This window comes from Kitasatospora sp. NRRL B-11411 (assembly GCF_000721345.1).
In the GTDB taxonomy this organism is placed as follows: domain Bacteria; phylum Actinomycetota; class Actinomycetes; order Streptomycetales; family Streptomycetaceae; genus Kitasatospora; species Kitasatospora cineracea.
In genome coordinates this window covers 53,411-78,098 of record NZ_JOGH01000002.1, presented here as the reverse complement: position 1 = coordinate 78,098, position 24,688 = coordinate 53,411, and the positions used below count along the sequence as shown (strand labels likewise).

Genomic DNA, 24,688 nt, shown 5'->3' with positions numbered 1-24,688 from the left:
GGGGACGATATTCGAGCAAATAGAGTGTGCGGCGGAACCACGGGAAGGGCCGGTTCCGTCGGAGGCCATGGCACGCTGCCCCGGCCAGTTCATCGAGCGAGCGCACCGGACCCTGTCGTGCCGGGCCGCCGGATTCGACTACGGGAGACAACACCATGACCCAGGCGATCATGCTGGTCGGAGGCAAGGGCACCCGCCTCCGTCCGCTGACCACCCACACGCCGAAACCCATGCTGCCCGTGGCGGGGGTCCCGTTCATCGCGCACCAGCTCGCCCGGGCCGCCGCGGCCGGCGTCACCCGGGTGGTGCTCGCCACCTCGTACCTCGCCGAGGTCTTCGTCGACCACTTCCAGGACGGCAGCCCCTACGGCATCGAGCTGGTCTACCTCACCGAGGAGGAGCCGCTGGGCACCGGCGGCGCGATCCGCAACGCCGCCTCCGGCCTGACCTGCGGCCCGGACGAGCCGGTGCTGGTCTTCAACGGCGACATCCTGTCCGGCCTGGACATCGCCGCCCTGCGCGACGGGCACAGCGCCTCCGGCGCCGACGTCACCCTGCACCTCACCCGGGTGGCCGACCCGCGCGCCTTCGGCCTCGTCCCGACCGACCCGGACGGGCGGGTGCTGGCCTTCCTGGAGAAGCCCGAGACCCCCGAGCAGATCGTCACCGACCAGATCAACGCGGGCTGCTACGTATTCACCCGCTCGGTGATCGACCGGATCCCGGCCGGCCGCGAGGTCTCGGTCGAGCGCGAGACCTTCCCCGAGCTGCTGGCCACCGGCGCGCTGCTGCGCGGCGTCGTCGACACCTCGTACTGGCTCGACCTGGGCACCCCCGGCGCGTTCGTCCGCGGCTCGGCCGACCTGGTGCTCGGCAAGGTCGACTCCCCGGCCGTCCCCGGCCCCACCGGCGAGGCGCTGCTGCTGCCCGGCTCGGTCGTCGACCCGGCCGCCGTGCTGAGCTCCGGCACCGTGGTCTCCGAGGGCGCCCGGATCGGGGCCGGTGCCATCGTCGAGGGCAGCGTGGTGCTGCCGGGCGCCCGGATCGAGGCCGGCGCGTACGTCAAGGACTCCATCGTCGGCGCCTACGCCGGGATCGGTGAGCGCTGCGCGCTGGACGGCGTGGTGATCGGCGACGGCGCCGTCCTGGAGGCCGAGAACGAGCTCCCGCCCGGCCTGCGGATCGCCTGCGGCACCCGGCTCCCGGTCGGCGCCGTGCGGCTGTCCGCCGGCCCCGGCGGCTGCGAGGCCGGCCTGAGCAACGCCGCCGCGGTGCACGCGCCCGGCGCCGGCGTCGTCGGCTGACCTCCCGCACCACTTCGCACGGCCTTCCGCGGGGCCGGGGCGCACCGTCACAGGACGGCTGCAATCCGGCCCCGCCGCCATGATCACCCGACGGGGGGTCAGCCGTTGCGGGTACCGTCGAGACGTGGCTGGCAATCGACACGACGACGGACGGGGCGCCGACCCCCGGCACGGCTGGGGCGCCCCGCAGGGCGACCCGTACCCGGGCGCGCCCACCGGGGTCCCCGAGTACTTCACCGCCCCGCACCCCGGCCCGGTCGGCCCGGGCGACCAGCCGGGCCACACCAGGGCCTTCGCGGTCGGCGAGCAGCCCTACGGCGAGGCCCCCTACGGCGAAGCCCCGTACGGCGACCAGCCGGCGTACCCGTACGGCGGCCAGGACGGCTACGGGTACGGCTACGACGACGGGTACGGCGGGGGCCACGGCGGCGGGCCGGGCCAGGACGGCTACGGCCAGGACGGCTACGGCCAGGCCCCCGGGCCGGCCGACAACGTGGCGGTCTACCGGGCCGGCGGCCAGGCCGCGCCGCACGCGGGCGGGCCCCGGCTGCCCTGGCGGCAGCTGCTGGTCGGGATGTACCGCAGCCCGAGCGCCACCTTCGACCGGATGCGCGACCACCAGGTGTGGCTGCCCGCGCTGTGCGTGTCGCTGCTGTACGGCGTGCTCGCGGTGTTCGCCCTCGACGCCACCTACGACCAGGTGGTGCACTCCGCCTTCGCGGTCGCCCTGTGGGCGATCGGCGGCGCCGCGCTCGGCTTCACGCTGGCCGGCGGGGTGCTCTCCGCGGTCACCTACGTGCTGGCCCGGCAGTTCGGCGGCGACGGCCCCTGGCAGTCCACGGTCGGCCTGGCCGCGCTGATCAGCTGGACCACCGACGCCCCGCGGCTGCTGCTCGCGCTCTTCCTGCCGATCGGCAACCCCGTGGTGCAGGCGGTCGGCTGGGCGACCTGGGTGGGCTGCGCGGTGCTGCTGACCGTCATGGTGCGGCGGATCCACGACCTGCCCTGGGGCAAGGCGGCCGGCGCCGCCGCGGTGCAGCTGCTGGCGCTGCTGGTGCTGATCAAACTGCCCACCCTGGGCTGACCGGAGCGGCCGTCCGGCTTTGTAGGGTGGGGTGTTCGGCCCACCCTCACTTCCCGTCCGGAGCCCGCGCATGAGCCTGCCCACCACCCACGTCAGCTTTCCGGCCGGGGAGGTGACCGGCGAGTCGCCGGTCCTCGCCGTGCACGACCTGCCGGACGGCCGCACCGCGGTGGTCACCGCGGCGACCCCGTTCCACCCGGTCGACCACACCTGGCCCGACCAGCCCGCCGACCTCGGCACCCTCGCCGTCGACGGCACCGTCCACCCCGTGGTCGACTGCCTGACCGGCGCGGCCGGGCCCGGCGGGGAGTTCGCGGTCGGCGCCGACATCCCGGTCCGGCGCGGCGACGAGGAGTGGTCCTGGCTGGTGCTGCACGTGCTGCCCGGCGGCGCGCTCGGGCCCGAGGCGGTCGGGCGCACCGCGGCGCTCGCCGTCGACGCCGAGCGCCGGGCCGGCCTGTCGGCCGCGCACACCGGCTGCCACCTGCTGGCCCTCGCCCTGAACGGTGCGCTCGCCGACCGCTGGCGCAAGGACCCGGGCCGCGCCGACGCCCTCGGCCACCCCGACTTCGACAGCCTCGCCATGGACAGCTCGGTGATGGACACCGCCGCCAGCACCGACACCTACCGGATCGGCAAGTCGCTGAAGAAGAAGGGCTTCACCGTCGACGCCACCGACACCCTCCCGGCACTCGCCGACGCCCTCCCCGCCCTCACCGCGGACGTCAACGCCCGGCTGGCCGCCTGGGTCGCCGCCGACGCCCCGATCGGCATCGACACCCCCGGCCCCGAGCTCACCGCCCGCCGCCGCTGGCACGCCGAACTCCCCGAGGGCCCCGCCGCCATCGCCTGCGGCGGCACCCACCTGCACCGCCTCGGCCGGCTCACCGCCCTGCGCGCCGAGCTGACCCTCTCCGCGGACGGCACCGAACTCGTCGCCGTCACCACCCCCGCCCGCGCCTGAGCGCGCGCACGCGGCGAGGGCCGGCCCCGTCCGCCGGGACCGGCCCTCGCCGCGTGCGCCCCGATCAGACCTCGGTGCGGTGGAAGTTCAGGTAGGAGCGGGACGGCGTCGGGCCGCGCTGGCCCTGGTAGCGCGAGCCGTAGCGCTCCGAGCCGTACGGGTGCTCGGCCGGGGAGGACAGCCGGAACAGGCACAGCTGCCCGATCTTCATCCCCGGGTACAGCTTGATCGGCAGCGTCGCCACGTTCGACAGCTCCAGCGTCACGTGCCCGCTGAAGCCCGGGTCGATGAAGCCCGCCGTCGAGTGCGTCAGCAGGCCGAGCCGGCCGAGGCTCGACTTGCCCTCCAGCCGGGAGGCCACGTCGTCCGGCAGCGTGATCACCTCGTAGGTGGAGGCCAGCACGAACTCGCCCGGGTGCAGGATGAACGCGTCGTCGTTCTCCGGCTCGACCAGCCGGGTCAGGTCGGGCTGCTCCTCGGAGGGGTCGATGTGCGGGTAGCGGTGGTTCTCGAAGACCCGGAAGAAGCGGTCCAGTCGGACGTCGATACTCGACGGCTGGACCATCGACGGCTCGAACGGGTCGATCACGACCCGCCCCTTGTCGATCTCGGCACGGATGTCGTTGTCGGAGAGCAGCACGCCCCCGAGGGTACGTGCCACGGGGCGGGCGCCCAAAAGCGCCCGCCCCGTGGACCGCTCCGGCCCACCCGCTACGCCAGCGACTCCGCCGCCACCAGCCGCAGCCCGCGGGCCAGCTCGTCCGCCGACAGCTCCGAGACGTCCGCCGGCACCGAGCTCCGCAACCGCCCGCACCGGGGGCACCGCAACAGCCGCCCCGGGCCCAGCCGGCCCTCCTGCAAGTGCTGCATCGGAAACGCCGCCGTACTGAACACGTGCCCCTCGGCACAACGAACCACGGTGCGCTGCTCCATCGGTCCCCTTCCCACGCTTCCGCCGACAGCGTCACATTAGGGGATCTACCGGACACCCTCCGCCCAGGCTCGCCGCCGCGGAAACCCTGCGCTCACTGCCCGGCGCCATGGGGTACAGTGGTCCTTGATCGGGCCGTCACTGACGGGCCGTCAGCTGCGGGCGTAGTTTAATGGTAGAACATGAGCTTCCCAAGCTTAGAGCGCGAGTTCGATTCTCGTCGCCCGCTCCGCAGAGAGCCCCCAGGCCACCGGCCCGGGGGCTTTCGTCGTTTCCGTAAGGCGGACGGCGGGCGGTGGGTGCGGGCGGCGGGCGGTGGTCGGTGGGTGCGGGCGGCGGGGCTCGTGGGTCTCGGGGGTGGTGCGGGGGCTGCTTATGCTGGAGGGTCAAGATTGTTCGGGGAGCGGCGAGTTAACGGCTGAGCGATTCCTGGAGGTCGCGGTGGGTGTCTGTGTGATCGGGGCGGGGCTGTCGGGGCTGGCGGCGGCGTACGCGCTGCGCGAGCGCGGGCTGGACTTCGTCTGCCTGGAGAAGTCGCCCGGGGTGGGCGGGATCTGGCGGCGGCCGTCGGCGGGGGAGCCGGGGCCGGCGTACCGGGCGCTGCACCTGAACAGTGCGAAGCAGCTGACCGGCTTCGAGTCCTTCCCGATGGGGGAGGAGATGCCGCTGTACCCGAGCCACCGGGACATGGCGGTGTACCTGCGGGAGTTCGCCGAGTGGGCGGGGCTGCTGCCGTACATCGAGTTCCGCACCGAGGTGGTGTCGATACGTCAGGACCCGCACGGCATATGGACGGTGGTGAGCCGGGACGCGCGGGGGGTGGAGAGCAGCCGGACCTTCGACCAGGTGGTGGTGGCGTCGGGGCACCACGACGTGCCGCTGCTGCCGAACCCGCTGCCGGCGGGGGCGGAGACGTTCACCGGCCGGGTGCTGCACTCGATGGACTACGTGGACGGCGCCGAGTTCGCCGGGCAGCGGGTGGTCGTGGTGGGCCTGGGGGCGTCGGCGGTGGACATCGCGGCGGACGTGTCGCGGCACGCGGAGCGCACCGTGCTCTCGGTGCGCAACGGCCAGCACGTGGTGCCCAAGCAGCTGTTCGGCATGTCGGTGGACATGATCGCGGTGGCGCCGTGGTTCAGCTCCAAGTCGCTGCCGGAGCAGCAGGAGTTCATCGAGGAGGCGCTGCGGGTGGCCCGCGGCCCGCTGACCGAGTACGGCCTGCCGGAGCCGCCGAACCGGATCTTCCAGTCGCCGGTGACGGTCTCGGACGAGATCCTGCAGCGGATCCGGCACGGCGCGGTCCGGCCCCGTCCGGGCATCGCGGAGCTGTCCGGGTCGACGGTCCGCTTCACGGACGGGAGCGCCGAGGAGGCGGACGCGCTGGTGTTCTGCACCGGCTTCGGCTGGACGATGCCGTTCCTGCCGGCGGACCACCCGGCGGGCGGGCGGGGCCCGGTGCGGCTGTACCGGCGGGTGGTGGACCCGGAGCGGCCGGGGCTGTACTTCCTGGGCCTGGTCCGCCCGGTGGGGTCGATCACCCGGCTGGTGGAGGCGCAGGCGCGCTGGGTGGTGCGGCTGGTGACCGGCGAGTCGCTGCTGCCGGGCGCCGACGTGATGGCCAAGGAGGTCGACGGCTACCTGGAGGGCATCGGCCGCCGGTACGGGCTGTCGGCGGGGGCCTCGGTCCAGGTCGACGTGAACGGCTACCTGCGCCAGCTGGCGGAGGCGTAGCGCCTGGGCCGCAGCGGAGGGTTCCTCGGGATGCCCGTGATACAGGGGGTCACGGGGTTTCCTCCGGCAGCTGCGGCCGTCGGCGGACGGCGGGGGAGCGGCGGTGCGGCGGTGCGGCGGGTCAGCGCACCGGCCGCGGTCCGCCCGGCCGTCCGCCGGGCGGGCGGACCTGGTACGCCTCGGAGGAGAGGTAGGCGGTCAGCCGGGCGGCGCGCCCCTCCTGGTGGACCATGGCCAGGTAGGCGATCAGGCCGACGCCGTCCTCCAGCCGTCGCGGGGTGAGGGCGCCCAACGAGTCGCGGAGCACGGCGGGGTCGATCCCGTACCGGGTCAGCAGGGTCTCGGCGCGGCCCAGCACCTCGCGGTCGTCGCGGGCGTAGTCGCGGACCGGGACGTGCAGGGTGAAGCCGCTGGGGCGGTCCGCCGCCGGGTCGGTGAAGGCGTGGCAGGTGAGCACGGGGCGGCGGTCGAAGACGCCGTCGCGGCCGGCCGGCAGCCCGGAGGCGGTGTGCAGGAAGGCTTCGGTCTCGGCGGGCGAGGGGCCGTGGGCCATCCGGTTGAGCGTGCTGACGGCGGAGGCCCGCAGCTCGTGGTGGGCGGTGTACAGCTTCAGCCGGGGGGTGTCCCAGTCGCCGAGGTCGAGGGCGAGGAAGACCAGCCGGTCGGCGGGCGGGAGGCTGTCGTACGCCCGGTGGTGGCCGAGCCGGCGCAGGGCCTCGCGCACGGTGGCGCCGGCCCGGTCGGGGCCGGACGCGGAGGGGTTGAGGTAGGCCTTCATCCGGGGGACGCCGCCGGGGGAAAGCTCCAGGGCGATCCAGAGCGCGAAGCTCCCCTGCGGGTCGTCGGGGAGGAAGAGGTCCTGGATCAGGTCGAGTTGGTCGGTGGCGATGTCCCAGCGGCGGGCCAGTTCGTGCACCGCGCGCAGGGCGAGCCGGCCGCTCTCGCCCAGGGTGCCGAAGCCGCTGGCCGGTTCGAGCAGGATCCGCAGCGAGGGGGCGGTGCCGGCGGACAGCGAGAGCGAGAACTCGACGGGGGTGTGGTCGTCGGAGAGGAAGGTCCGGACGGCGGGCGGCAGGTCGAGCGGCCGGTGCACCACCGGGCCGAGCGCGTCGGTCAGGGCGCGGGCGTAAGCGGCGGAGTCACCCGCGTCCAGGCCCACCAGGGCGCACAGGTCGAGGAGTTGACGGGCCGTGTGGCCGCCGACGGTGCGTCCGGACGGTCTGGGCGGCAACAGAGCTGTCCCCCGGCCCAGTGGCCGGGGGACGTCGGTGCGGAGAGGGCGGCCGCCGGGAGCGGTGGGCCCTGGGAGGAACGGGCTGCGGGTCTCGGCGGCGTCTTGGGATATGTGGTCCACGACACCCTCCTGTTCTCCGGTCATCGGCGCCATGGCATATGGCGCGGGCATTCGCGCTGATTACCCGGGTTTTTCAGGGTTCATGCCGGAATGACGGGGAGACAAGTGTTGTGAAGGTCACTTGGACAACCAGTTGAGGAACTGGCTCCAACGTCCACCCTTTCCGGCGGGTTGTGCGGCCTGGGCCGGCTTGGCGGACTCGGTGGCCTGCGGGCGCTGGGCCGACTCGCTCGGGGTGAACCGGACGGGCAGCGAGACCAGCGCGCGGTTGAACGGGCCGGGGCGCCAGCTCAACATCTGCTCCGGGACGGCGAGTTCGATGTCCGGCAGCTTGTTGAACAGGTTCTCCAGCGCGGTCATGGCGATCTGCCGGGCCGGGTCCTTGGACGGGCAGGCGTGCGGTCCGGCGCTCCAGGCCAGGTGGGCCCGGCTGCTGGCGCGGCGCTCGGCGGCCAGGATCGGGCTGCTGTTGGCGGCCGCGTAGCTGACCAGCAGCAGGTCGCCGGCCTGGACCTTCTCGCCGGCGAACTCCCCGTCGGCGGCGGGGTAGTGCGGGCCGAGGTTGGAGATCGGCGGGTTCTCCCACAGGGTGTCGTCGATCGCCTCGTCGATCAGACCGCCCTGGTGCGCGTAGGCGTCGTGGGTGAGCAGCCGGTGCAGGGTGTTGCCGAGCAGGTTGCCGAGCGGTTCGACGCCGGCGCCCAGCAGCAGCGAGAGCTGGTGGACCATCTCCTCGTCGGAGAGCTTGGCGTGGTGCTGCAGCAGCCAGGAGGTGACGTCCTCGCCGGGCCGGCTGCGCTTGAGCGCGATCAGCTCGCCGACCGCGCCGAACAGCACCTGGGCGGACTGCTCGGCGTTCACGCCGTCGAACATGCCGGAGATGCCGAACATCACCCGGTCGCCGATGTCGGCGGGGCAGCCGAACAGCTCGTTGAAGACGAACAGCGGCAGCTGCTTGGCGTAGGCGCTCAGCAGGTCCGCGGAGCCGCGGTAGCCGAACTGGGCGAGCAGGAAGTCGGAGACCTGCCGGGTGCTGCGGGCCAGCCGGCGCTGGTCGATCCGGGCCATGCTGTCGGTGATGGCCTGACGCAGCCGCAGGTGCTCGGCGCCGTCCGAGAACAGCGCGTTCGGGCGGTGCACCAGCAGCGGCAGCACCGGGCTGTCCATCGGGACCCGGCCCTCGTTGAGCTCCCGCCAGCGGCGGGAGTCACGACGGTAGGAGGTGGGGTCCTGCAGCAGTTGCAGGGCGGCCGAGTACTCGGTGACCAGGGTGGCGTTCACCCCGGGGGAGAGCTCGACCGGGGCGGTCGGGCCGTAGTGCCGGAGGTAGTCGTAGTACGACTGCGGGTCGGCGGCGAACTCCGGTCCGTACAGCGGCACTCGGCCGCCGTGGGCCGGGCACCCGGGCGGGGGTACCGGGGCGGAAGACTGAGCGTCCATGGCTGCGTGTTGCTCCTAGCTGGCGCGGTCCAGCAAATAGCGGACGAGAGTGGTGAGTGCGGCGGCCGACGATTTCTCGTTGCGCGCGTCGCAGGTGACGACCGGGGTTTCGTCGAGCAGGTCGAGGGCCTCCCGCAGCGCCCGCTCGGCGCGCTCCGGGTTTCCGTCGAAGTGGTTGACGGCGATGGCGTAGTCCAGCCCGTACTGCTCGATCAGGTCGATGACGGGGAAGGAGTCGGCGAGCCGTTCGGGGTCGACCAGGATCAGCGCGCCGAGGGCGCCGCGGGCCATGTCCTCCCACATCTGGACGAAGCGGGTCTGCCCGGGGGTGCCGAACAGGTAGAGCACCACGCGTTCGCTGATGGTGAGGCGGCCGAAGTCCAGGGCGACCGTGGTGGTGGTCTTGCCCCGGACGCCCTTGAGGTCGTCGACGGCCTCGGCGGCCTGGGTCATGGTCTCTTCGGTGGACAGCGGTTCGATCTCGGAGATCGAGCCGATGAAGGTGGTCTTGCCGACGGCGAAGTGTCCGACGACCAGGATCTTCACGGCGGTCTGGGTGGCACCTCCGGCGACGTAGTCGTCGGTGGTCAGCCCGCCCCGGTCATCCGAACTTGCGGTGAAGCCCATTGAGCACCTCCTCCAGAAGGTCCTTGTCGGCGTTCCGGGCCCTCGGGACCGGCGGACGGGTCATCAGGTGGCCGCTCTCGGTGAGCGCGGCCAGGACGATGCGGACCACGCCCAGCGGGAGCCGGGTGTGACCCGCCACCTCGGCGACCGAGAGGTAGCCGGCCGAGCAGATGTCCAGCAGGCGCTGCTCCTCCGGGGTGAGCCGGGTGGGGCGGCGGCCTTCCTCCGGGGTGGCGGTGACCAGGGTGATCAGGGACAGCTGCTGCTCGTCGGGCAGCTCCCGCCCCTTGGTGATGATGTAGGCGCGGACTAAGTCCACGGGCTCGAACTCGAAGTCCTCGCCGCTGCCCCTCACCGGCGGACCCCCAGGTCCTCGCGGGGCGGTGCGGCGAGGAACTTGCCGAGCTGGCCCACGAGTTGCTGCATCCGGAAGGTGATGTCCTGCATGTCGACGTCCGGCAGCGCGGAGACGCCCAGGTAGGCGCCGTCACCGGCGGAGATCAGGAACACCCAGCCGCCGTCGAACTCGACCAGGGTCTGCTGCCAGCGCTGCGTCGGGTTGTCGCAGAAGAAGCCGAGCGAGCGGCTGAGCGACTGCACGCCGCTCATCGCGGCGGCCACCCGGTCGGCGTTGTCCTTGTCGATGTCCCTGGTGCGGGCCATCAGCAGGCCGTCGGCGGAGATCAGGACCGCGTGCAGGGCCCCGGGGATCTCCAGCGCGCTGTCGAGCATCCAAGACAGATCGTCGTTCACGAGAACTCATGCCCTTCACTGCTTGCACCGCGGGTGCTGGTCGTCTGGTTCGCGTCGTCCCGCTGGGTGGCGCGACCGGACCTGGTGCCGCGCTGGAAAGCCCCCAGCATCGCCGCGGTCTGCGCCCCGGAGCGGGACGCGGGGGCGGCGGGCGCTGCGGGCGCGCCGTAGGGGGCGGATTCGGCCGTCGGGACGATCGCCATCGGCCGCTTGCGGCGGCGGATGGGCAGGCCGTCGTCGGTGGAGCCGAACGACTCGATCGCCGCGGGAGGGACCGCGGCGGCGGGCAGCGGGACCGGCTGCGCCGCCGGTCGGGCGACGGGTGCGGGCGCCTGGCCCTGGACGGGTGCCTGGGGCTGGGCGGGGCCGGGGGCGGGCTGCTGGGGGCGCCGCTCCGGCATGTTGGTGAGCAGCTCGTGCGGCAGCAGCAGCACCGAGCGGACACCGCCGTACGGGGAGGAGGAGTCCACCGAGACCTCGAAGCCGAAGCGCTCGGAGAGCACGCCGATCACCGCGAGGCCGAACTGCGGCGGGTTGCCGAGGCCGCCGACGCCGGTGACCCGGTCGGTGGTCAGCAGCCGCTCCGCGCGGGCCCGTTCCTCGTCGTTCATGCCGACGCCGGCGTCGTCCACCACGACCACCACGCCCTTGGGCACGGTGCGGATGTTGACCTCCACCACGGTGTCGGGGCTGGAGTACGAGGTCGCGTTGTCGAACAGCTCGGCCAGCGCCAGGGCGACCGGCTCCACCGCGCGGCTGGAGATGCCGAAGTCCACCTGGGAGAGGATCTCCACCCGGCGGTAGTGGCGGATGCGGCCCTGCGCGGAGCGCACCACGTCGTACACCGAGGCGACGTCGCGGTGGCGGCCGAGCCAGCCGCCGCACAGGACGGCGATGGACTGGGCGCGGCGGCCGAACTGGGAGTTGGTGTGGTCGACCTCCAGGAGGTCCTGCAGGATCACCGACTCGCCGTACTTGACCTGCAGCCGGGAGAGGATCAACTGCTGTTCCGCCGCGAGGCCCTGGAGCGTCCGCATGGCGGACTTCAATACCGTTTTGGTTGCTTCGTCCGCTTGTTCCTGAGCGGAGGCGACCGACTGCGTATAGTGGTGTTCCAGGTCGGTGTAGTGCTCCCGGAGCCCGTCGATCTCCTGTCGGAGTGCCGCGGCTGCCTTGCGCTGGCGGACCACGACGAGGATCGCGGCGGCCAGGACGAGGAAGAGAACCCAGAGCAATGGGTTCGCTGTGTATTTCGTCATAAGACTCTCTTCAGGCGACTGGCGGCCGACTGCTGAATCCCCGTCATCGCAGGGTGAACCCGCCGCTCCCCCAAGCGGGATGATCGTATCATCGGGCGAACAGGTGAACGATCGTCCACATCGGCGTGAAGATGCGTCTGCAGCGAAGTGGACAAGGGGAGTTGGAACCGCAGGTCAGCGCCCTGATCGATCGTCAGTACCCGGTCCGATCCGGCCCCGCGGCCGCTCCACCGCCTCCCACCGGGCCGTTTATCACAGGGCGGGCCCCGATCGGGGGAGCAACGCGCGAGTTCCGGGTTTTTTCCGACGCGGCGTCAAGAAGTGCGCCACCATGCGGTCCGGCCGGTACCGGCCGGAGAACGCCACGCCGCGCAACCTGCCGTTAAGGTGCGGACACACGATCCGCCCCTCCCGCCGCGGGGCCGGGGCCGCCCCCGACCGCCCCCGGGCGGCCGAGCACGAGGTCTCCATGGAATCCGTCACGTATGTGCACCTCGCGGGAATCGGCAACTCCGGCCCCGGGCACTGGCAGTACCGCTGGCACGCCGCCGACCCGCGCACCGTCTGGGTCGAGCACGACTCCTGGGACGACCCGGAACGCGACGCCTGGGTCGCCGACCTGGACGCCGCCCTGCGGCGCACCCCGGGACCCAAGCTGGTCGTCGCCCACAGCCTCGGCTGCAACACCCTGGTGGAGTGGGCCGCCGACCACGCCGACCCGGACGTCGTCGGCGCGCTGCTGGTCGCCGCCCCCGACCCGCACGGCCCCGCCTTCCCCGCCGGGGCCACCGGCTACCACCGCCCGCGCCCCGCCCCGCTGCCCTTCCGCACCCTCGTGGTGGCCAGCGCCGACGACCCCTACGCCACCCTCGACCACGCCCGGGCCACCGCCGCCGCGCTCGGCGCCGAACTCGTCGAGGCCGGCCGGCTCGGCCACATCAACGCCGCCTCCGGCCTCGGCGACTGGCCCGACGGCCGCCGGCTGCTCGGCCGGCTGCTCCCGTCCGCGGGCTGACCAGTCGTCAACGGCGGTCCGCAGGAGCCCGGTTCAGCGTCCGGTGGGCCCGGGCCCGTCGTCCGGGCCGGCGAGCAGGAACGGCAGCAGGCCGCGTTCCAGCAGGGTGCTGCGCCAGGCGGTGCGGGCGGCCGCGACCTGCTGCTCGTGCTGCGGGTCGCCGGCCGGGTCGGTGCGCCGCCAGGCGGCGGTGAGCAGCAGGCCGAGCAGTCCGACCAGCGCGCCGGCCACCGCGACGGCGACGGTGGTCCAGGCGGCGGCGCGCAGTTCCCCGGCCGGTCCGGCGTGCGGGCGGGACAGGTCGAGGACGGCGCCGAGCAGGAAGAACACGGCGGCGGCGCTGCCGCTGACGATCGGCACGATCAGGGCCAGCGCGCCCAGCCAGCCGGTGAGCCGCTCGCGCGGGTCGGCGGTCCGGGCGGGCGGTTCGGGGACGGTGTCGCGGAGCCGCCGGTAGGCCAGGTACTCGGGTTCGGCGGCGGCCAGGATCCGGGCGGAGTGCTGCCGGGCCAGGGTCCGCAGCCGGGCGGTCCGCCGGGGGTCGTCGGCGAGCGCGGCGCGCACCGCCGGGTCGGCCAGGGCCCGGCCGAGGGCGTACTCGAAGTCGGCCCGGTCCTGCTGGGTGGGGCCGCTGCCGGTGTGCGGGTCCATCGCCGCTGTCCCCCCGTGAGTGGTGGAGCGCCCGGCGGTCGGCGCGGGCGGGGTCGGTGCGGGTGCGCGGGTGCGCGGGTGCGGTCGCGGGCTCAGCCGTAGGTGAGGTCGGCGCAGGCGTCCTCGTCGGCGGAGCGGGCCTGGCTGACGCTGGTGGGCAGCGGGCCGGTGGGCACCGGCGGGGCGGCGGTGGTGCCGCCGGCGGCGGCGTAGTCGGCGCCCAGGGTGAGGGAGATCCCGGCCTGGCCGCCGGCCTGCAGGACGGCGCCGGGGAAGAGCGCGGCGACCTTCTCGGCCTTGGCCTTCTCGCCGGCCCCGTACTCGACCAGGGTGCTGCGGTGGGTGCGGGAGGAGGCGTTGGCCCGGCCGGTGACGGTGAACCCGGACCCCTCCAGGGCCTGGGCGGCCCGGGTGGTCAGCCCGGCGGTCTCGGTGCCGTTGTAGACGGCGACCCGGACGCCGGCGCCGTCGACCTTGGCGGGCGCGGTGGTGGTGGGCGCGGCGGGGCTCGGGTCGGCGGCGGCGGGGCTCGGGGCGGTGTCCTGCCCGTCCAGGGTGCGGTCGGCCTTCAGCGCGGCCCACAGCTGGTCGGCGTCGGGGTGCAGCAGGGCGACCCGCTCGCCCTGGTAGCGCCAGGGGACGGTGAGGAACTTGATGTCGTGCAGGTCGAGGTTCTTGAGCGACATGGCGAAGTCGACCAGCTTGCCGGCCGAGCCGAGGCCCTCGTCCACGGTGAGCGCCTTGGTGGCGGCGTCGGCCAGCGGCAGCAGCGTGGTGGGGTCCATGCCCTTCGCCTTGACCTGCTTGATCAGCGAGGAGAGGAAGGCCTGCTGGCGCTTGGTGCGGCCGATGTCGGAGCCGTCGCCGAGGCCGTGCCGGATCCGGACGTAGTCGAGCGCGGCCTGGCCGGAGATGGTCTGGTGGCCCTGCTTGAACAGCTCCTTGCCGCGGTGCCCGAGGTTGGGGTTGAGGTCGCCCTCGTAGACGGCCTTGGGCAGGCAGACGTCGACGCCGCCGACCGCGGTGGTCATGTCGGCGAAGCCCTGGAAGTTGACCACCATGGTGTGGTCGATGCGCAGCCCGGTGAGCTTCTCCACGGTGTTCTGGGTGCAGGCCGGGTTGCCCTGGTCGGTGTCGCCGACCGAGAAGGCGCTGTTGAACATGGCGCTGGGCTGGTCCTTGGTCCAGGTCTTGTTCGGCAGCATGCAGGGCGGGACCTCGACCAGCGAGTCGCGCGGGATGGACACCCCGACGGCGTGCCTGTGGTCGGCGTAGACGTGCAGCAGGATCGCGGTGTCCGAGCGGGCGCCGCCGTCCTGGCCGCCGCCGAGGTCCTTGTTGCTGCCCGCACGGGAGTCGGAGCCGATCAGCAGCAGGTTGACGGGGGTGCGGCCCTCGGCGTCGGCACTGGCGGCGGCCGGGCGCTCCTTGCTGAGGCCGTCGCTGCCGAAGGTGCTCAGGTTGCCGTTGAGCCGGTAGTACAGCAGCCCGCCGGCCAGCACGGTCAGCGAGACGGTGCCCGCGGTGGTCCACAGCGCGATCCGCCGCACCCGGTGGCCGCGGCCGCGCGTGCCGCCGTGACCGGTCCTCGCCCTGCGTGCGGACATGACGCCCCCTCACCCGTTGCCGCCGACCGAACTTCTACAAGGCTGTAGAAGTCGAGCGAAGCATACAAACCCGGACGGGTGAAGTCACACCCGTCCTCGCCCGGCCCCCGGCGGACCGGCCGGACGGGGCACCGCCACCCGCTCGGCCCAGTCCCGATCGTGGCGGCGGCCGAGCGTTCTCACACTCGGTGACGGGGGCGCCATCCACAGGAAGAGGGCATCATGCACACCGGTCTCCGTCGGATCGCCGTCGCGGTCACCGCGGCCTCGCTCGCCGCGGGCCTGGCCGCCTGCGGCAGCGCGAAGCAGTCGTCCGGCTCCTCGGGCTCCTCGGGCAGCGCGAACCAGGCGGTGAAGATCGGCCTGCTGCTGCCGGAGTCCAAGACCACCCGGTACGAGCAGTTCGACCGCCCGCTGATCGAGGCGAAGATCAAGTCGCTGGCGCCGAACGCGCAGATCGACTACTACAACGCCAACCAGGACGCGACGCAGCAGCAGACCCAGGTGGACACCGCGCTGACCAAGGGCGACCAGGTGCTGATCCTGGACGCGGTCGACTCCAAGGCGATCCAGTCCTCGGTGCAGAAGGCGCACGACGCGGGCGTCAAGGTGATCGCCTACGACCGGCTCGCCCAGGGCCCGGTGGACGCGTACGTCTCCTTCGACAACCACAAGGTCGGCGAACTGCAGGGCGAGGCGCTGGTCAAGGCGGTCGGCGACAAGGCGTCCAGCGGCCAGATCGTCATGATCAACGGCTCGCCGACCGACCCGAACGCGGCCGACTTCAAGGCCGGCGCGCACAGCGCGATCGACGGCAAGCTGAAGATCGGCAAGGAATACGACACCCCGCAGTGGGACCCGAACACCGCCAACCAGGAGGCCGCCGCCGCGATCACCGCGATCGGCGCCCCGAACGTGGTCGGCGTCTACTCCGCCAACGACGGCATGGCGGCCGGCATCGCCACCGCCCTCAAGGCGGCCAACCTGAGCGTCCCGCTGACCGGCCAGGACGCCCAGCTCGACGCGGTGCAGCGGATCCTGGCCGGGACGCAGACCATGTCGATCTACAAGCCGTACAAGCCGGAGGCGGACGCGGCCGGCGAGATGGCGGTGCAGCTGGCCCAGGGCAAGAGCCTGGGCGCCTCGCTGAAGCCCACCACCTCGACCAACGGCAGCGGCACCAAGGTCGACTCGCTGCTGATCGCCCCGACCGTGCTCACCAAGGACAACATCAAGTCCACCGTGATCGCCGACGGCCTGTACACCGCGCAGCAGATCTGCACCCCCGACTACGCCTCGGCCTGCCAGGCCGCCGGGATCCAGTGACCGCCTTCCACCGGAGAGGAGGTGGTCGCGGTGGCGGGTGAGACCGTACTGGCACTGCGGGGCATCTCGAAGCGGTTCGGCGCCGTCCAGGCGCTCACCGGCATCGAGCTGGAGGTGCGGGCCGGCGAGGTGGTCGCGCTGGTCGGCGACAACGGCGCCGGCAAGTCGACGCTGGTGAAGACCATCGCCGGGGTCAACCAGCCGGACGAAGGCGTCATCGAGTGGGAGGGCCGGCCGGTGTCCATCCACCGGCCGCAGGACGCCCAGCACCTGGGCATCGCCACCGTCTACCAGGACCTCGCGCTGTGCGACAACCTGGACGTGGTCGGCAACCTGTTCCTCGGCCGGGAGATCAAGCAGTTCGGGCTGGTCCTGGACGAGGTCGCCATGGAGAAGCGCTCCCGGCAGCTGCTGGACACCCTCTCCATCCGGATCCCCAGCGTGCGGATCCCGATCGCCTCGCTCTCCGGCGGCCAGCGCCAGGTGGTGGCGATCGCCCGGGCGCTGATCGGCTCGCCCAAGGTGGTGATCCTGGACGAACCGACCGCCGCGCTCGGCGTCGAGCAGACCGCGCAGGTCCTCGACCTGGTCGAGCGGCTGCGCGACCAGCGCCTCGGGGTGATCCTGATCAGCCACAACATGGCCGACGTGATGGCGGTCGCGGACACCGTCGCGGTGCTGCGGCTGGGCCGCAACAACGGGGTCTTCGACAAGCACTCCACCAACCAGGAGCAGATCATCTCGGCCATCACCGGTGCCACGGACAACGCCGTGACCCGCCGGCAGGCCCGCGGTGAGGGAGGCGAGCGATGAGCGGGGACACCCCGGAGCCCGGGCACCGGCCGCTGCCCGAGGACTCCATGCCGGCCGGCGGCGTCAACGCGCCCGTGCCGGTCGCCGCGGAGGCCACCCCGGCCGTCGACCCGCGGCTGATCGTCCGGCAGGAGGGCCTCAAGGGCTACCTGATCGAGTTCAAGCGGCGGCTGACCAGCGGTGAGCTCGGCTCGGCCCCGGTGGTGGTCGCGCTGATCGTCATCTGGGCCGTGTTCGGCTCGCTGAACAGCAGCTTCCTGTCCGCGCAGAACCTCTCCAACCTCTCCCAGCAGATCGTCGGCACCGGCATGATCGCGCTCGGCGTGGTGTTCGTGCTGCTGCTCGGCGAGATCGACCTGTCGGTCGGCTCGGTCAGCGGCCTGTGCGCGGCGATCTTCGCGGTCATGAACGTCACCCACGGCGTCAACCAGTGGGTGGCGCTGCTGTCCGCGCTGGTCGGCGGCGCGGTGGTCGGCCTGGTGCAGGGCCTGTTCTTCGCCAAGGTCGGCGTCCCGGCGTTCGTCGTCACCCTGGCCGGCAACCTCGGCTGGAACGGCCTGATGCTGCAGATCCTGGGCGCCAGCGGCACCGTCAACCTGTCCGGCAAGGACATCGTCTCCCGGCTGTACTCCACCATCTACGGGCAGCAGATCGCCGCCTACGGACTGGCGGCGGCCGGCGTGGTGCTCTTCCTCGGCTCCTCGCTGCTGGACGCCCGGCGCCGCCGGGCCTCCGGCGTCCCGTACCGGACGCTCACCGACATCCTGGTGCGCAGCGCGGCGCTGGCCGTGGTCGGGTTCCTGGTGGCCTACACGCTCAACCAGTACAAGGGGCTGCCGCTGGCGCTGCTGGTGTTCGTGGTCTTCGTGGTGGTGCTGGAGTTCGTGCTGCGCCGCACCCCGTACGGGCGGAAGGTGTTCGCGCTGGGCGGGAACATCGAGGGCGCCCGGCGGGCCGGCATCAACGTCTCGCTGGTGCGGATCACGGTGTTCATGATCTGTTCCACCATGGCGGCGATCGGCGGCCTGTTCCTGGCCGCGCAGATCCAGTCGGCCTCGCAGACCTCCGGCGGCGGCAACCTGCTGATGAACGCCATCGCGGCGGCCGTCATCGGCGGCACCAGCCTGTTCGGCGGGCGGGGGTCGACCTGGTCGGCGCTGCTCGGTGCGCTGGTGATCGGCTCGATCCAGTCCGGGATGAACATCCAGGGACTGAGCAACGCGATCCAGTTCATGATCACCGGTGCGGTGCTGCTGGCCGCCGTGGTGATCGACTCGCTGGCGCGGCGGACCCAGAAGTCGGCCGGGCGGGCGTAGCGCCTCCGAGCGGTGAGATCCCCCGTCGGCCCGGTGGCCGGCGGGGGATCAGTGCGTGCGGAGCAGTCCCAGGTGGACCACGGTGACCTGGGCCAGGTCCAGGTCGGCGTCGCGGCGGTGGCGGCGGGCCTCGGCCGACTCGGCGCGCTCGATCGCCTCGCGGCGGGCGTCCTCCTCGGCGGCGGCGTCCACGATGAACAGGTGGCGGCCGGAGCGGATCTCGTTGGCGTGCGGAATCTCGACGCACCAGCGATGACGGCTCTGGGTGGCGTTCATCGGCCTTCCTCTCCCGGCGCGTCCTCGTACCGGCACATGAGGTACTACTGCTGCCCTAGACCATAGGTATAGGCCAATTCGTCCGTCAAGAGGACGAGCAGAACGTCAAATAATCCGTTCAACGGTGAAAATGGTCGGCGAGTCCGCTACCGTTCCGTGCATGACAGCCCCCGCCACCCCGGCCCCCTCGGCCCGCCGCCTGCGCACCCGGGCCGCCCTGCTCGCCGTCCTCGGCGAGCACGGCACGCTCAGCCGCACCGAGATCAGCCGGCTCACCGGGCTCTCCCGCTCCGCCGTCAGCAGCGCCGTCACCGACCTGCTCGACGAAGGGCTCGTCAGCGAGACCACCGCCACCGCGGCGACGACCGCCGGCCGCGGCCGCCGCGCCGCCGCCGTCACCCTGCGCCGCGCCCACGCCCTGGTGCTCGCCTTCGACTTCGGCCACACCCACGTCACCGCCGCCGTCGCCGACACCTCCGGCACCGTCCTCGGCGAAGCCACCGCCCACCTCGACGTCGACAACCACCCGCGCGAAGTCCTCGAAGCCGCCGAGACGCTCGCCCGCCAGGCCCTCGACGCCGCCGGGCACCGCCTCGACGAGATCACCGCCATCGCCGCCGGCATCCCCGGCGCCCTCGACACCCGCACCAACGTGGTCCGCGCCCCCTCCACCCTCTCCCAGTGGATCGGCATGGACCCCGCCGCCGAACTCGGCCGGGTCTTCGACCGGCCCGTCACCGTCGGCAACGACGCCGAGATGGGCGCCCGCGGGGAACGCGCCCACGGCACCGGCGGCACCGTCAACGACCTCGTCTACGTCAAGGCCTCCACCGGCATCGGCGCCGGACTCCTGCTCGACGGACGCATCTACCGCGGCGCCAGCGGCATCTCCGGCGAGATCGGCCACATCCAGCTCCCCGACACCGGCACCTGGTGCCGCTGCGGCAACCGCGGCTGCCTGGAGTCCGTCGCCTCCATCGTCGAGGTCCGCCGCCGCCTGGCCCACGTCCTCGCCCCCGGCGCCCGCCCCGGCGAACACGTCGACCTCCCGCCGCTCGACCGGCTCGCCGACATCCCGGCCGCCGCCCGCGTCATCGGCGAAGCCGGCCGCACCATCGGCCGCGTCCTCGCCGACCTGGTCAACTGCCTCAACCCCGCCGCCATCGTCATCGGCGGCGAACTCGGCCAGGCCGGCGCCCCGCTCGTCCACGGCATCCGCGAGTCGGTGGACCGCTACGCCCAGCCCGCCGTCGCCGAGGCCGTCGAGATCCGGACCAGTCGGCTCGGGCTGCGCTCGGAGCTGTACGGGGCGATCGACGCGGCGGTGGCGGTGGCGGTCGGGGGGTGAAGGCCGCTGCGCGGGGCCGGCGGGGCTACTGAGGGAGGGCGTGGGCGCGTTCGGTGAGGTAGCGGCGTTCGGGGAGGGTGGGGGCCAGGGCCGCGGCGCGGTGGAAGGCGGTGGTGGCGGCGGGGGTGTCGCCGGTGCGGGAGAGGAGCTCGGCGCGGACCGCGTGGTAGCGGTGGTGGCGGTCCAACTCGGCTGAGAGCGAGTCGAGTTCGGCCAGGGCGGCGGCCGGGCCGCGGACCTCGGCCAGGGCCACGGCGCGGTTCAGCGCGGGCACCGGGCCCGGGGCGACCCGGAGCAGCAGGTCGTACAGGGCCAGGATCTGCGGCCAGTCGGTGGCGGTCACGTCCGGGGCCTCGTCGTGCAGCGCCGCGATCGCCGCCTGCAGCTGGTACGGGCCCACCCGCCCGGCCGGCAGGGCCCGTTCGACCAGGGCGGTGCCCTCCGCGACCGCCGCCGCGTCCCACCGGGTGCGGTCCTGCTCGGCCAGCGGCACCAGCTCGCCGTTCGGGCCGGTCCGGGCCGGGCGCCGGGCGTCCGTCAGCAGCATCAGCGCCAGCAGGCCCATCACCTCGGCGTCCCGCGGCAGCAGCCGGTGCAGCAGCCTGGTCAGCCGGATCGCCTCGTCGGACAGCCGGGGGGCCGTCAGGTCACCGCCCGCGGTGGACGTGTAGCCCTCGTTGAAGACCAGGTACAGCACCTGCAGCACCTCGCGCAGCCGGCCGTCCGCCTCGGCCGGGGCGGGCAGCGCGAACGGCAGGCCCGAGGAGCGGATGGTCTGCTTGGCCCGGCTGATCCGCTGCGCCATGGTGGCCTCGGGGACCAGGAACGCCGCCGCGATCTGCGCGGTGCTCAGGCCGCCCACCGCCCGCAGCGTCAGCGCGATCCGGCTCGGCGCGGTCAGCGCCGGGTGGCAGCACAGGAACAGCAGGGCCAGCGAGTCGTCCCGGTCGGCGTCCGGGTCGGCGTCCGCCGGGCGGCCGAGCAGCTCGGACTGCGGGGTGGCCAGGAACAGCCGCTCCTCCCGCTCCCGGCGGGCCCGGTCGGCCCGGACCAGGTCCACCAGCCGGCGCGAGGCGACCGTCACCAGCCAGCCGCGCGGATTGGCCGGCCGCCCCTCCCGCGGCCACTGCTCGGCCGCCGCGAGCAGCGCCTCCTGCACCGCGTCCTCGCAGGCGTCGAAGGCACCGGCGTGACGGCGCAGCAACGCCGCCAGGACCTGCGGCGCGAGCGCGCGCAGCAGGTCCTGGTCGGCGGCCGGGACGGGGAATCCCATCTTGTCCTCCCGAGAGGTGCTGACCTTCGAACCGGGTGAGGAGAAGGTCCTTGGCTCATGGTGGCGGGGCAGTCATCAGGAGTTCTGGCGCGGGTCGTTGTCAGTGGTCCCGGACAGGCTGGCCTGGTGCATCTTCGGTACTCGTACCGGCTGTATCCGACGTCGGTCCAGCGGGCCGTGCTGGCGCGGACGTTCGGGTGTGCTCGGGTGGTGTACAACGACGCGTTGGAGGTGCGGCGTGAGGCCCGGAGGGCCGGTCTGCCGTATCCGAAGGTCGCGGAGCTGCAGAAGCTGGTGATCACCGCGGCGAAGAAGACCACCGAGCGTTCGTGGCTGGCTTCGGTGGGGGCGGATCCGCTGATCCAGTCGTTGCGGGATCTGGACGCGGGATACCGGAACTTCTTCGACTCCGTCTCCGGCAAGCGTGCCGGGCGGCCGGTGGGGCTGCCGCGGTTCAAGTCGCGCAAGGACTCCCGGCAGTCGTTGCGGTTCACCCGCAACGGGTTCCGGATCCGGTCGAACGGGAAGCTGAACCTGGCGAAGATCGGTGACGTGCGGGTGCGGTGGTCGCGTGCGCTGCCTGCCGTGCCGTCGTCGGTGACGGTGGTGCTGGACGCAGCGGGTCGGTACCACGCCTCGTTCGTGGTGGACGTCGAACCCGAACCGCTGCCGGAGGCCGGTGGCGAGGTCGGGATCGACCTCGGCCTGGCCTCCTATGCGGTGCTGTCGACCGGGGAAGTGGTCGACAACCCGCGTTTGCTGCGCAAGGCGGAGAAACGGCTGAAGGCCGCGCAGCGGGAGCTGTCCCGCAAGGCGAAGGGCTCGAAGAACCGGGAGAAGGCCCGCCGGAAGGCCGCCAGGGCGCACGCCAAGGTGGCCGACAGCCGCCGGGACTGGCTGCACAAGCTGACCACCGGGATCGTCCGCGAGAACCAAGCGGTGTACCTGGAGGACCTCAACGTGCGCGGCCTGGCCCGGGGCCGACTGGCCAAGTCCGTGCACGACGCCGGATGGGGAACCTTCCGACGAATGATCGAAGAGAAGGCCGCCCGTTACGGCCGCACGGTCGGGATCGTCCACCGGGCGTTCCCCTCCTCCCAGCTGTGCTCGGCCTGTGGCGCCAGGGACGGACCCAAGCCCCTGCAGGTCAGGACGTGGACCTGCGGTGCGTGCGGGGCCGGGCACGACCGTGATCTCAACGCCGCGCGCAACATCCTGGCCGCCGGGCGGGCGGACAGGTCAAACGCCTCCGGAGGGCCGGTCAGACCCGGCGTGGCAGAACCACGCCGGGCACGGTCCGTCGAACGAGGAACCCACCGGAGCCCGCGCGGAACGGGGCCCAAGCCCCGCACCGCCGGGTCGGCCGGAATTCCCGCGCCGTAGCGTGGGGAGGGCGTCAATTCGCCTCGTGCAGGATCGGCCACAGTTCCACCGGTTCGCGGTCGGCCCACGGCATGTCGGCGGCGATCGCCAGGGCGCGCTGCTCGTTCTCGCAGTCGAGCAGGTAGAAGCTCGCCATGTACTCCTTGGTCTCCAGGTAGGGGCCGTCGCTGACCGCGGGCAGGCCCTCCTGGCGGCGCACCAGGCGGCTGACCGCGGCGTCGCCGAGGCCGTAGGCGCCGATCAGTTCGCCGGTCTCCTGGTAGCGCTTGTTGAACGCGTCCTGCTGGGCGACCGCTTCGGTCCAGCCCTCGGTCGACAGGGCGGCCCACTTCTCCTGGTTGCCGTACGTCATCAGCAGGTACTTCACGGGGACCACTTCCTCGGTTCGTTCGGGCGGTTCGTGCTTGCGTCCATTGGTCGGAGCGGGGAGGAGGGTTCTCTACATGCTGCCGAAGATTTTCCGAGGAAGTTCTGACCGGCGGTGTTCCCGCAGGTCGGAGGGGTGTTCGTCGGGCCGGTCCGGCCGCGCGCAGCGCCCCCGCTGCTGCGCACCGGGTGGCGGGTCAGGCGGTGGGCGGGGTCCAGACGTACGGGGTGGTGGTGGTGACGGCGTGCATGCCCAGGCGGTTCAGGATGGGGGCGCTGTCGGGGGAGGCGTCGACCTGGAGGTAGCGGATGCCGTGGTCGAGGGCCCAGCGGGCGCGGTGGGCGACCAGGGAGCGGTAGATGCCGCGGCCGCGCCAGGCGGCGAGGGTGGAGCCGCCCCAGAGGCCGCCGAACTCGCTGCCGGGGGTGCGGTTGAGCCAGGCGGCGGAGACCACCTCGGGGCGGGGGGTGTCGGTCTCGGCGACCAGGACCAGGAAGTCCGCGGGGCCGTTCGCGCGGGTGGCGAGGTCGTCGGCGAGCCAGGACCAGTCCTCGCCCCAGACCTCGCTCTCCATCGCGGCGATCCGCCGCATGTCGGCGGGGGAGGTGACCCGGCGGACGGTGACGCCCTCGGGGGCGGGGGTGGGGGTGGCGAGTTCGGCGGCGAGGCCGACCAGGACGGTCTCGGGCTCCTCGCCGACGAAGCCGGCGGCGGTCAGCCGGGCCGGGAGGTCGGCGGGGAGGTCGTGGCCGCGGGTCTTCCACTCGACGCTCTCGCCGCGGGCGGCGAAGAACTCGCGCTGGCGGACGATGAGTTCGTCGAGCGCGTCGCCGCGCAGGCCGAGGTCGGGGCGGGGCGAGGTGACGAAGCCGCGGAAGCCGCCGTACTTGCGCAGCAGCGGGCCGTCGCTGTCGTGGGTCTCGTCCTCGGCGCGGACGCCGAGGCCGCGCATGTGCTCGTCGTAGGCCGCGAGCAGGGCCGTGGTCAGTTCGGTCATCAGGCGAGCCTAACGATCATCGTGGGGCGGCGGACAGCGGAAAAGGGGCTGGCGTTGACGTCGGGGTGAAGGTCTAGCGTCGTGGCATGCGGATCGGCGAGTTGGCGCAGCGGGCGGGGACCACCACCAGGGCGCTCCGGTACTACGAGTCGCGGGGGCTGCTGCCCGCGCGGCGCGGGGGGAACGGGTACCGGGCGTACGACGAGGAGGACCTGCGGCTGCTGCGGCAGATTCGGATGCTCCAGGACTTCGGGTTCGAGCTGGAGGAGACCCGGCCGTTCGTGGAGTGCCTGCAGGCGGGCCACCCGGAGGGTGACTCGTGCCCGGCCTCGCTGGAGGTGTACCGGGCGAAGCTGGCCGAACTGGACGCCATGGTGGCCCGGTTGAGCGAGGTCCGGGAGACGGTGGCGGGGCAGTTGGCCCGGGCCGAGGCGGCCCGGGACGCGCTGGCCGGGGCCGGCGGCGGCGAGCCGCGCTGCGAGCTGGTCCGCACCGAGGAGTGACGACGACCGACGACAGGAGGACGCGATGGGTGGCGTGGACAGTGTGACGGACCGGGACTTCGCCGAGCGGGTGCTGGCGGTGCCGGGGCCGGTGCTGGTGGAGTTCACCGCCGACTGGTGCCCGCCGTGCCGGCAGCTGGCGCCGGTGCTGGCGGAGGTGGCGGCGGAGCAGGCCGGGCGGTTGGCGGTGGTCGCGCTGGACGTGGACGCGAACCCGGAGACCCGGAACGCGTACGGGGTGCTGTCGATGCCGACGCTGATGGTGTTCAAGGACGGCGAGCCGGTGCGCTCGCTGGTGGGGGCGCGGGCGAAGAGCCGCCTGCTGCGGGAGCTCGACGACCTGCTGTAGGCGGGTGAGGTGTGCCA

At 73.1% G+C, this 24,688-nt stretch carries 24 protein-coding genes, 1 tRNA gene and 1 pseudogene; 13 read left to right on the top strand and 13 right to left on the bottom strand.

All coding sequences use genetic code 11. From position 1 onward, the window contains the following. Positions 1-155: 155 nt before the first annotated feature. From IH44_RS0101620 to IH44_RS49285, 3 genes and pseudogenes are all read left to right on the top strand, one after another. Positions 156-1,229 (top strand): annotated as a pseudogene (locus tag IH44_RS0101620) (sugar phosphate nucleotidyltransferase); the annotation flags it as partial. Between the two features lie 199 nt (positions 1,230-1,428). Further along, complete coding sequence (locus IH44_RS40450; protein ID WP_035953550.1) at positions 1,429-2,388, top strand: Yip1 family protein; 960 nt, start codon at positions 1,429-1,431, stop codon at positions 2,386-2,388. 70 nt (positions 2,389-2,458) lie between these two features. After that, positions 2,459-3,352: a metal-dependent hydrolase gene (locus IH44_RS49285; RefSeq protein ID WP_030457524.1), complete on the top strand. Its 894-nt coding sequence runs from the start codon at positions 2,459-2,461 to the stop codon at positions 3,350-3,352. A gap of 64 nt (positions 3,353-3,416) precedes the next feature. Here the strand turns inward: IH44_RS49285 and dcd are convergent, their stop codons facing one another. Beyond that, positions 3,417-3,992: a dCTP deaminase gene (gene dcd, locus IH44_RS0101605; protein ID WP_030457523.1), complete on the bottom strand. Its 576-nt coding sequence runs from the start codon at positions 3,990-3,992 to the stop codon at positions 3,417-3,419. A gap of 449 nt (positions 3,993-4,441) precedes the next feature. On the opposite strand from dcd, the gene IH44_RS0101595 reads away from it, so the two are divergent. Together IH44_RS0101595 and IH44_RS0101590 are read left to right on the top strand one after the other, a co-directional pair. Further along, positions 4,442-4,512 (top strand) — tRNA-Gly (locus tag IH44_RS0101595). A gap of 212 nt (positions 4,513-4,724) precedes the next feature. Beyond that, positions 4,725-6,014 (top strand): NAD(P)/FAD-dependent oxidoreductase, encoded by a 1,290-nt coding sequence (locus IH44_RS0101590; protein ID WP_030457522.1) that lies wholly within the window; start codon positions 4,725-4,727, stop codon positions 6,012-6,014. 121 nt (positions 6,015-6,135) lie between these two features. Here the strand turns inward: IH44_RS0101590 and IH44_RS0101585 are convergent, their stop codons facing one another. The 6 genes from IH44_RS0101585 to IH44_RS0101560 all read right to left on the bottom strand — a co-directional run bounded on the left by IH44_RS0101585 (position 6,136) and on the right by IH44_RS0101560 (position 11,447). Then, positions 6,136-7,245 carry a tryptophan dimethylallyltransferase family protein gene (locus IH44_RS0101585; RefSeq protein ID WP_232794781.1) on the bottom strand — a complete coding sequence of 370 codons (1,110 nt, stop codon included), beginning with the start codon at positions 7,243-7,245 and terminating at the stop codon, positions 6,136-6,138. A 240-nt stretch (positions 7,246-7,485) separates the two neighbouring features. Next, positions 7,486-8,808, bottom strand: coding sequence for a cytochrome P450 (locus IH44_RS0101580; RefSeq protein ID WP_030457520.1), 1,323 nt, complete (start codon positions 8,806-8,808; stop codon positions 7,486-7,488). Positions 8,809-8,823: 15 nt separating this feature from the next. Further along, positions 8,824-9,435 (bottom strand): ATP/GTP-binding protein, encoded by a 612-nt coding sequence (locus IH44_RS0101575; RefSeq protein WP_030457519.1) that lies wholly within the window; start codon positions 9,433-9,435, stop codon positions 8,824-8,826. Next, on the bottom strand, positions 9,410-9,790 hold the full coding sequence (locus tag IH44_RS0101570; RefSeq protein WP_030457518.1) for a DUF742 domain-containing protein: 381 nt from the start codon (positions 9,788-9,790) through the stop codon (positions 9,410-9,412). Before IH44_RS0101570 ends, IH44_RS0101575 begins: the two co-directional genes overlap by 26 nt. After that, positions 9,787-10,188 carry a roadblock/LC7 domain-containing protein gene (locus IH44_RS0101565; RefSeq protein WP_030457517.1) on the bottom strand — a complete coding sequence of 134 codons (402 nt, stop codon included), beginning with the start codon at positions 10,186-10,188 and terminating at the stop codon, positions 9,787-9,789. Before IH44_RS0101565 ends, IH44_RS0101570 begins: the two co-directional genes overlap by 4 nt. Further along, positions 10,185-11,447, bottom strand: coding sequence for an ATP-binding protein (locus IH44_RS0101560; RefSeq protein WP_030457516.1), 1,263 nt, complete (start codon positions 11,445-11,447; stop codon positions 10,185-10,187). Before IH44_RS0101560 ends, IH44_RS0101565 begins: the two co-directional genes overlap by 4 nt. Positions 11,448-11,916: 469 nt before the next feature. Here IH44_RS0101560 and IH44_RS0101555 point away from each other — a divergent pair, with 469 nt between their 5' ends. Continuing rightward, positions 11,917-12,462, top strand: coding sequence for an alpha/beta hydrolase (locus IH44_RS0101555; protein WP_030457515.1), 546 nt, complete (start codon positions 11,917-11,919; stop codon positions 12,460-12,462). A 33-nt stretch (positions 12,463-12,495) separates the two neighbouring features. On the opposite strand, the gene IH44_RS0101550 is transcribed toward IH44_RS0101555, so the two are convergent. After that, positions 12,496-13,113, bottom strand: coding sequence for a hypothetical protein (locus tag IH44_RS0101550; protein WP_051816430.1), 618 nt, complete (start codon positions 13,111-13,113; stop codon positions 12,496-12,498). A 92-nt stretch (positions 13,114-13,205) separates the two neighbouring features. After that, positions 13,206-14,720: an LCP family protein gene (locus tag IH44_RS0101545; protein ID WP_030457513.1), complete on the bottom strand. Its 1,515-nt coding sequence runs from the start codon at positions 14,718-14,720 to the stop codon at positions 13,206-13,208. Positions 14,721-14,942: 222 nt separating this feature from the next. Here IH44_RS0101545 and IH44_RS0101540 point away from each other — a divergent pair, with 222 nt between their 5' ends. Genes IH44_RS0101540 through IH44_RS0101530 form a run of 3 tightly spaced genes read left to right on the top strand, consistent with a single transcriptional unit; the run spans position 14,943 to position 18,175 of the window. Further along, positions 14,943-16,046, top strand: a complete 1,104-nt coding sequence (locus IH44_RS0101540) for a sugar ABC transporter substrate-binding protein (RefSeq protein ID WP_030457512.1) — start codon at positions 14,943-14,945, stop codon at positions 16,044-16,046. A gap of 30 nt (positions 16,047-16,076) precedes the next feature. Further along, entirely contained in the window at positions 16,077-16,859 is a 783-nt protein-coding gene (locus IH44_RS0101535) for an ATP-binding cassette domain-containing protein (RefSeq protein WP_369794874.1), read from the top strand. Then, on the top strand, positions 16,856-18,175 hold the full coding sequence (locus IH44_RS0101530) for an ABC transporter permease (protein ID WP_051816429.1): 1,320 nt from the start codon (positions 16,856-16,858) through the stop codon (positions 18,173-18,175). Before IH44_RS0101535 ends, IH44_RS0101530 begins: the two co-directional genes overlap by 4 nt. A gap of 48 nt (positions 18,176-18,223) precedes the next feature. On the opposite strand, the gene IH44_RS0101525 is transcribed toward IH44_RS0101530, so the two are convergent. Next, positions 18,224-18,451 carry a hypothetical protein gene (locus tag IH44_RS0101525; RefSeq protein WP_030457509.1) on the bottom strand — a complete coding sequence of 76 codons (228 nt, stop codon included), beginning with the start codon at positions 18,449-18,451 and terminating at the stop codon, positions 18,224-18,226. Positions 18,452-18,611: 160 nt separating this feature from the next. Here IH44_RS0101525 and IH44_RS0101520 point away from each other — a divergent pair, with 160 nt between their 5' ends. Then, positions 18,612-19,799 carry an ROK family transcriptional regulator gene (locus tag IH44_RS0101520; protein ID WP_035953543.1) on the top strand — a complete coding sequence of 396 codons (1,188 nt, stop codon included), beginning with the start codon at positions 18,612-18,614 and terminating at the stop codon, positions 19,797-19,799. Positions 19,800-19,824: 25 nt separating this feature from the next. On the opposite strand, the gene IH44_RS0101515 is transcribed toward IH44_RS0101520, so the two are convergent. After that, the gene (locus IH44_RS0101515) at positions 19,825-21,072 is read right to left on the bottom strand and encodes an RNA polymerase sigma factor (protein WP_030457507.1); all 1,248 of its coding nucleotides are present in this window, start codon (positions 21,070-21,072) and stop codon (positions 19,825-19,827) included. Positions 21,073-21,198: 126 nt separating this feature from the next. Here IH44_RS0101515 and IH44_RS0101510 point away from each other — a divergent pair, with 126 nt between their 5' ends. After that, on the top strand, positions 21,199-22,455 hold the full coding sequence (locus IH44_RS0101510) for an RNA-guided endonuclease TnpB family protein (RefSeq protein WP_030457506.1): 1,257 nt from the start codon (positions 21,199-21,201) through the stop codon (positions 22,453-22,455). A gap of 13 nt (positions 22,456-22,468) precedes the next feature. Here IH44_RS0101510 and IH44_RS0101505 read toward each other — a convergent pair whose 3' ends face one another. Both IH44_RS0101505 and IH44_RS0101500 read right to left on the bottom strand, forming a co-directional pair. Beyond that, positions 22,469-22,822 (bottom strand): YciI family protein, encoded by a 354-nt coding sequence (locus IH44_RS0101505; RefSeq protein ID WP_030457505.1) that lies wholly within the window; start codon positions 22,820-22,822, stop codon positions 22,469-22,471. A 196-nt stretch (positions 22,823-23,018) separates the two neighbouring features. Next, positions 23,019-23,819 (bottom strand): GNAT family N-acetyltransferase, encoded by an 801-nt coding sequence (locus IH44_RS0101500; RefSeq protein ID WP_030457504.1) that lies wholly within the window; start codon positions 23,817-23,819, stop codon positions 23,019-23,021. 86 nt (positions 23,820-23,905) lie between these two features. Here IH44_RS0101500 and IH44_RS0101495 point away from each other — a divergent pair, with 86 nt between their 5' ends. Beyond that, positions 23,906-24,322 carry a MerR family transcriptional regulator gene (locus IH44_RS0101495; protein ID WP_030457503.1) on the top strand — a complete coding sequence of 139 codons (417 nt, stop codon included), beginning with the start codon at positions 23,906-23,908 and terminating at the stop codon, positions 24,320-24,322. A 25-nt stretch (positions 24,323-24,347) separates the two neighbouring features. Further along, positions 24,348-24,671: a co-chaperone YbbN gene (locus tag IH44_RS0101490; RefSeq protein ID WP_030457502.1), complete on the top strand. Its 324-nt coding sequence runs from the start codon at positions 24,348-24,350 to the stop codon at positions 24,669-24,671. The last annotated feature ends 17 nt before the right edge of the window (positions 24,672-24,688 follow it).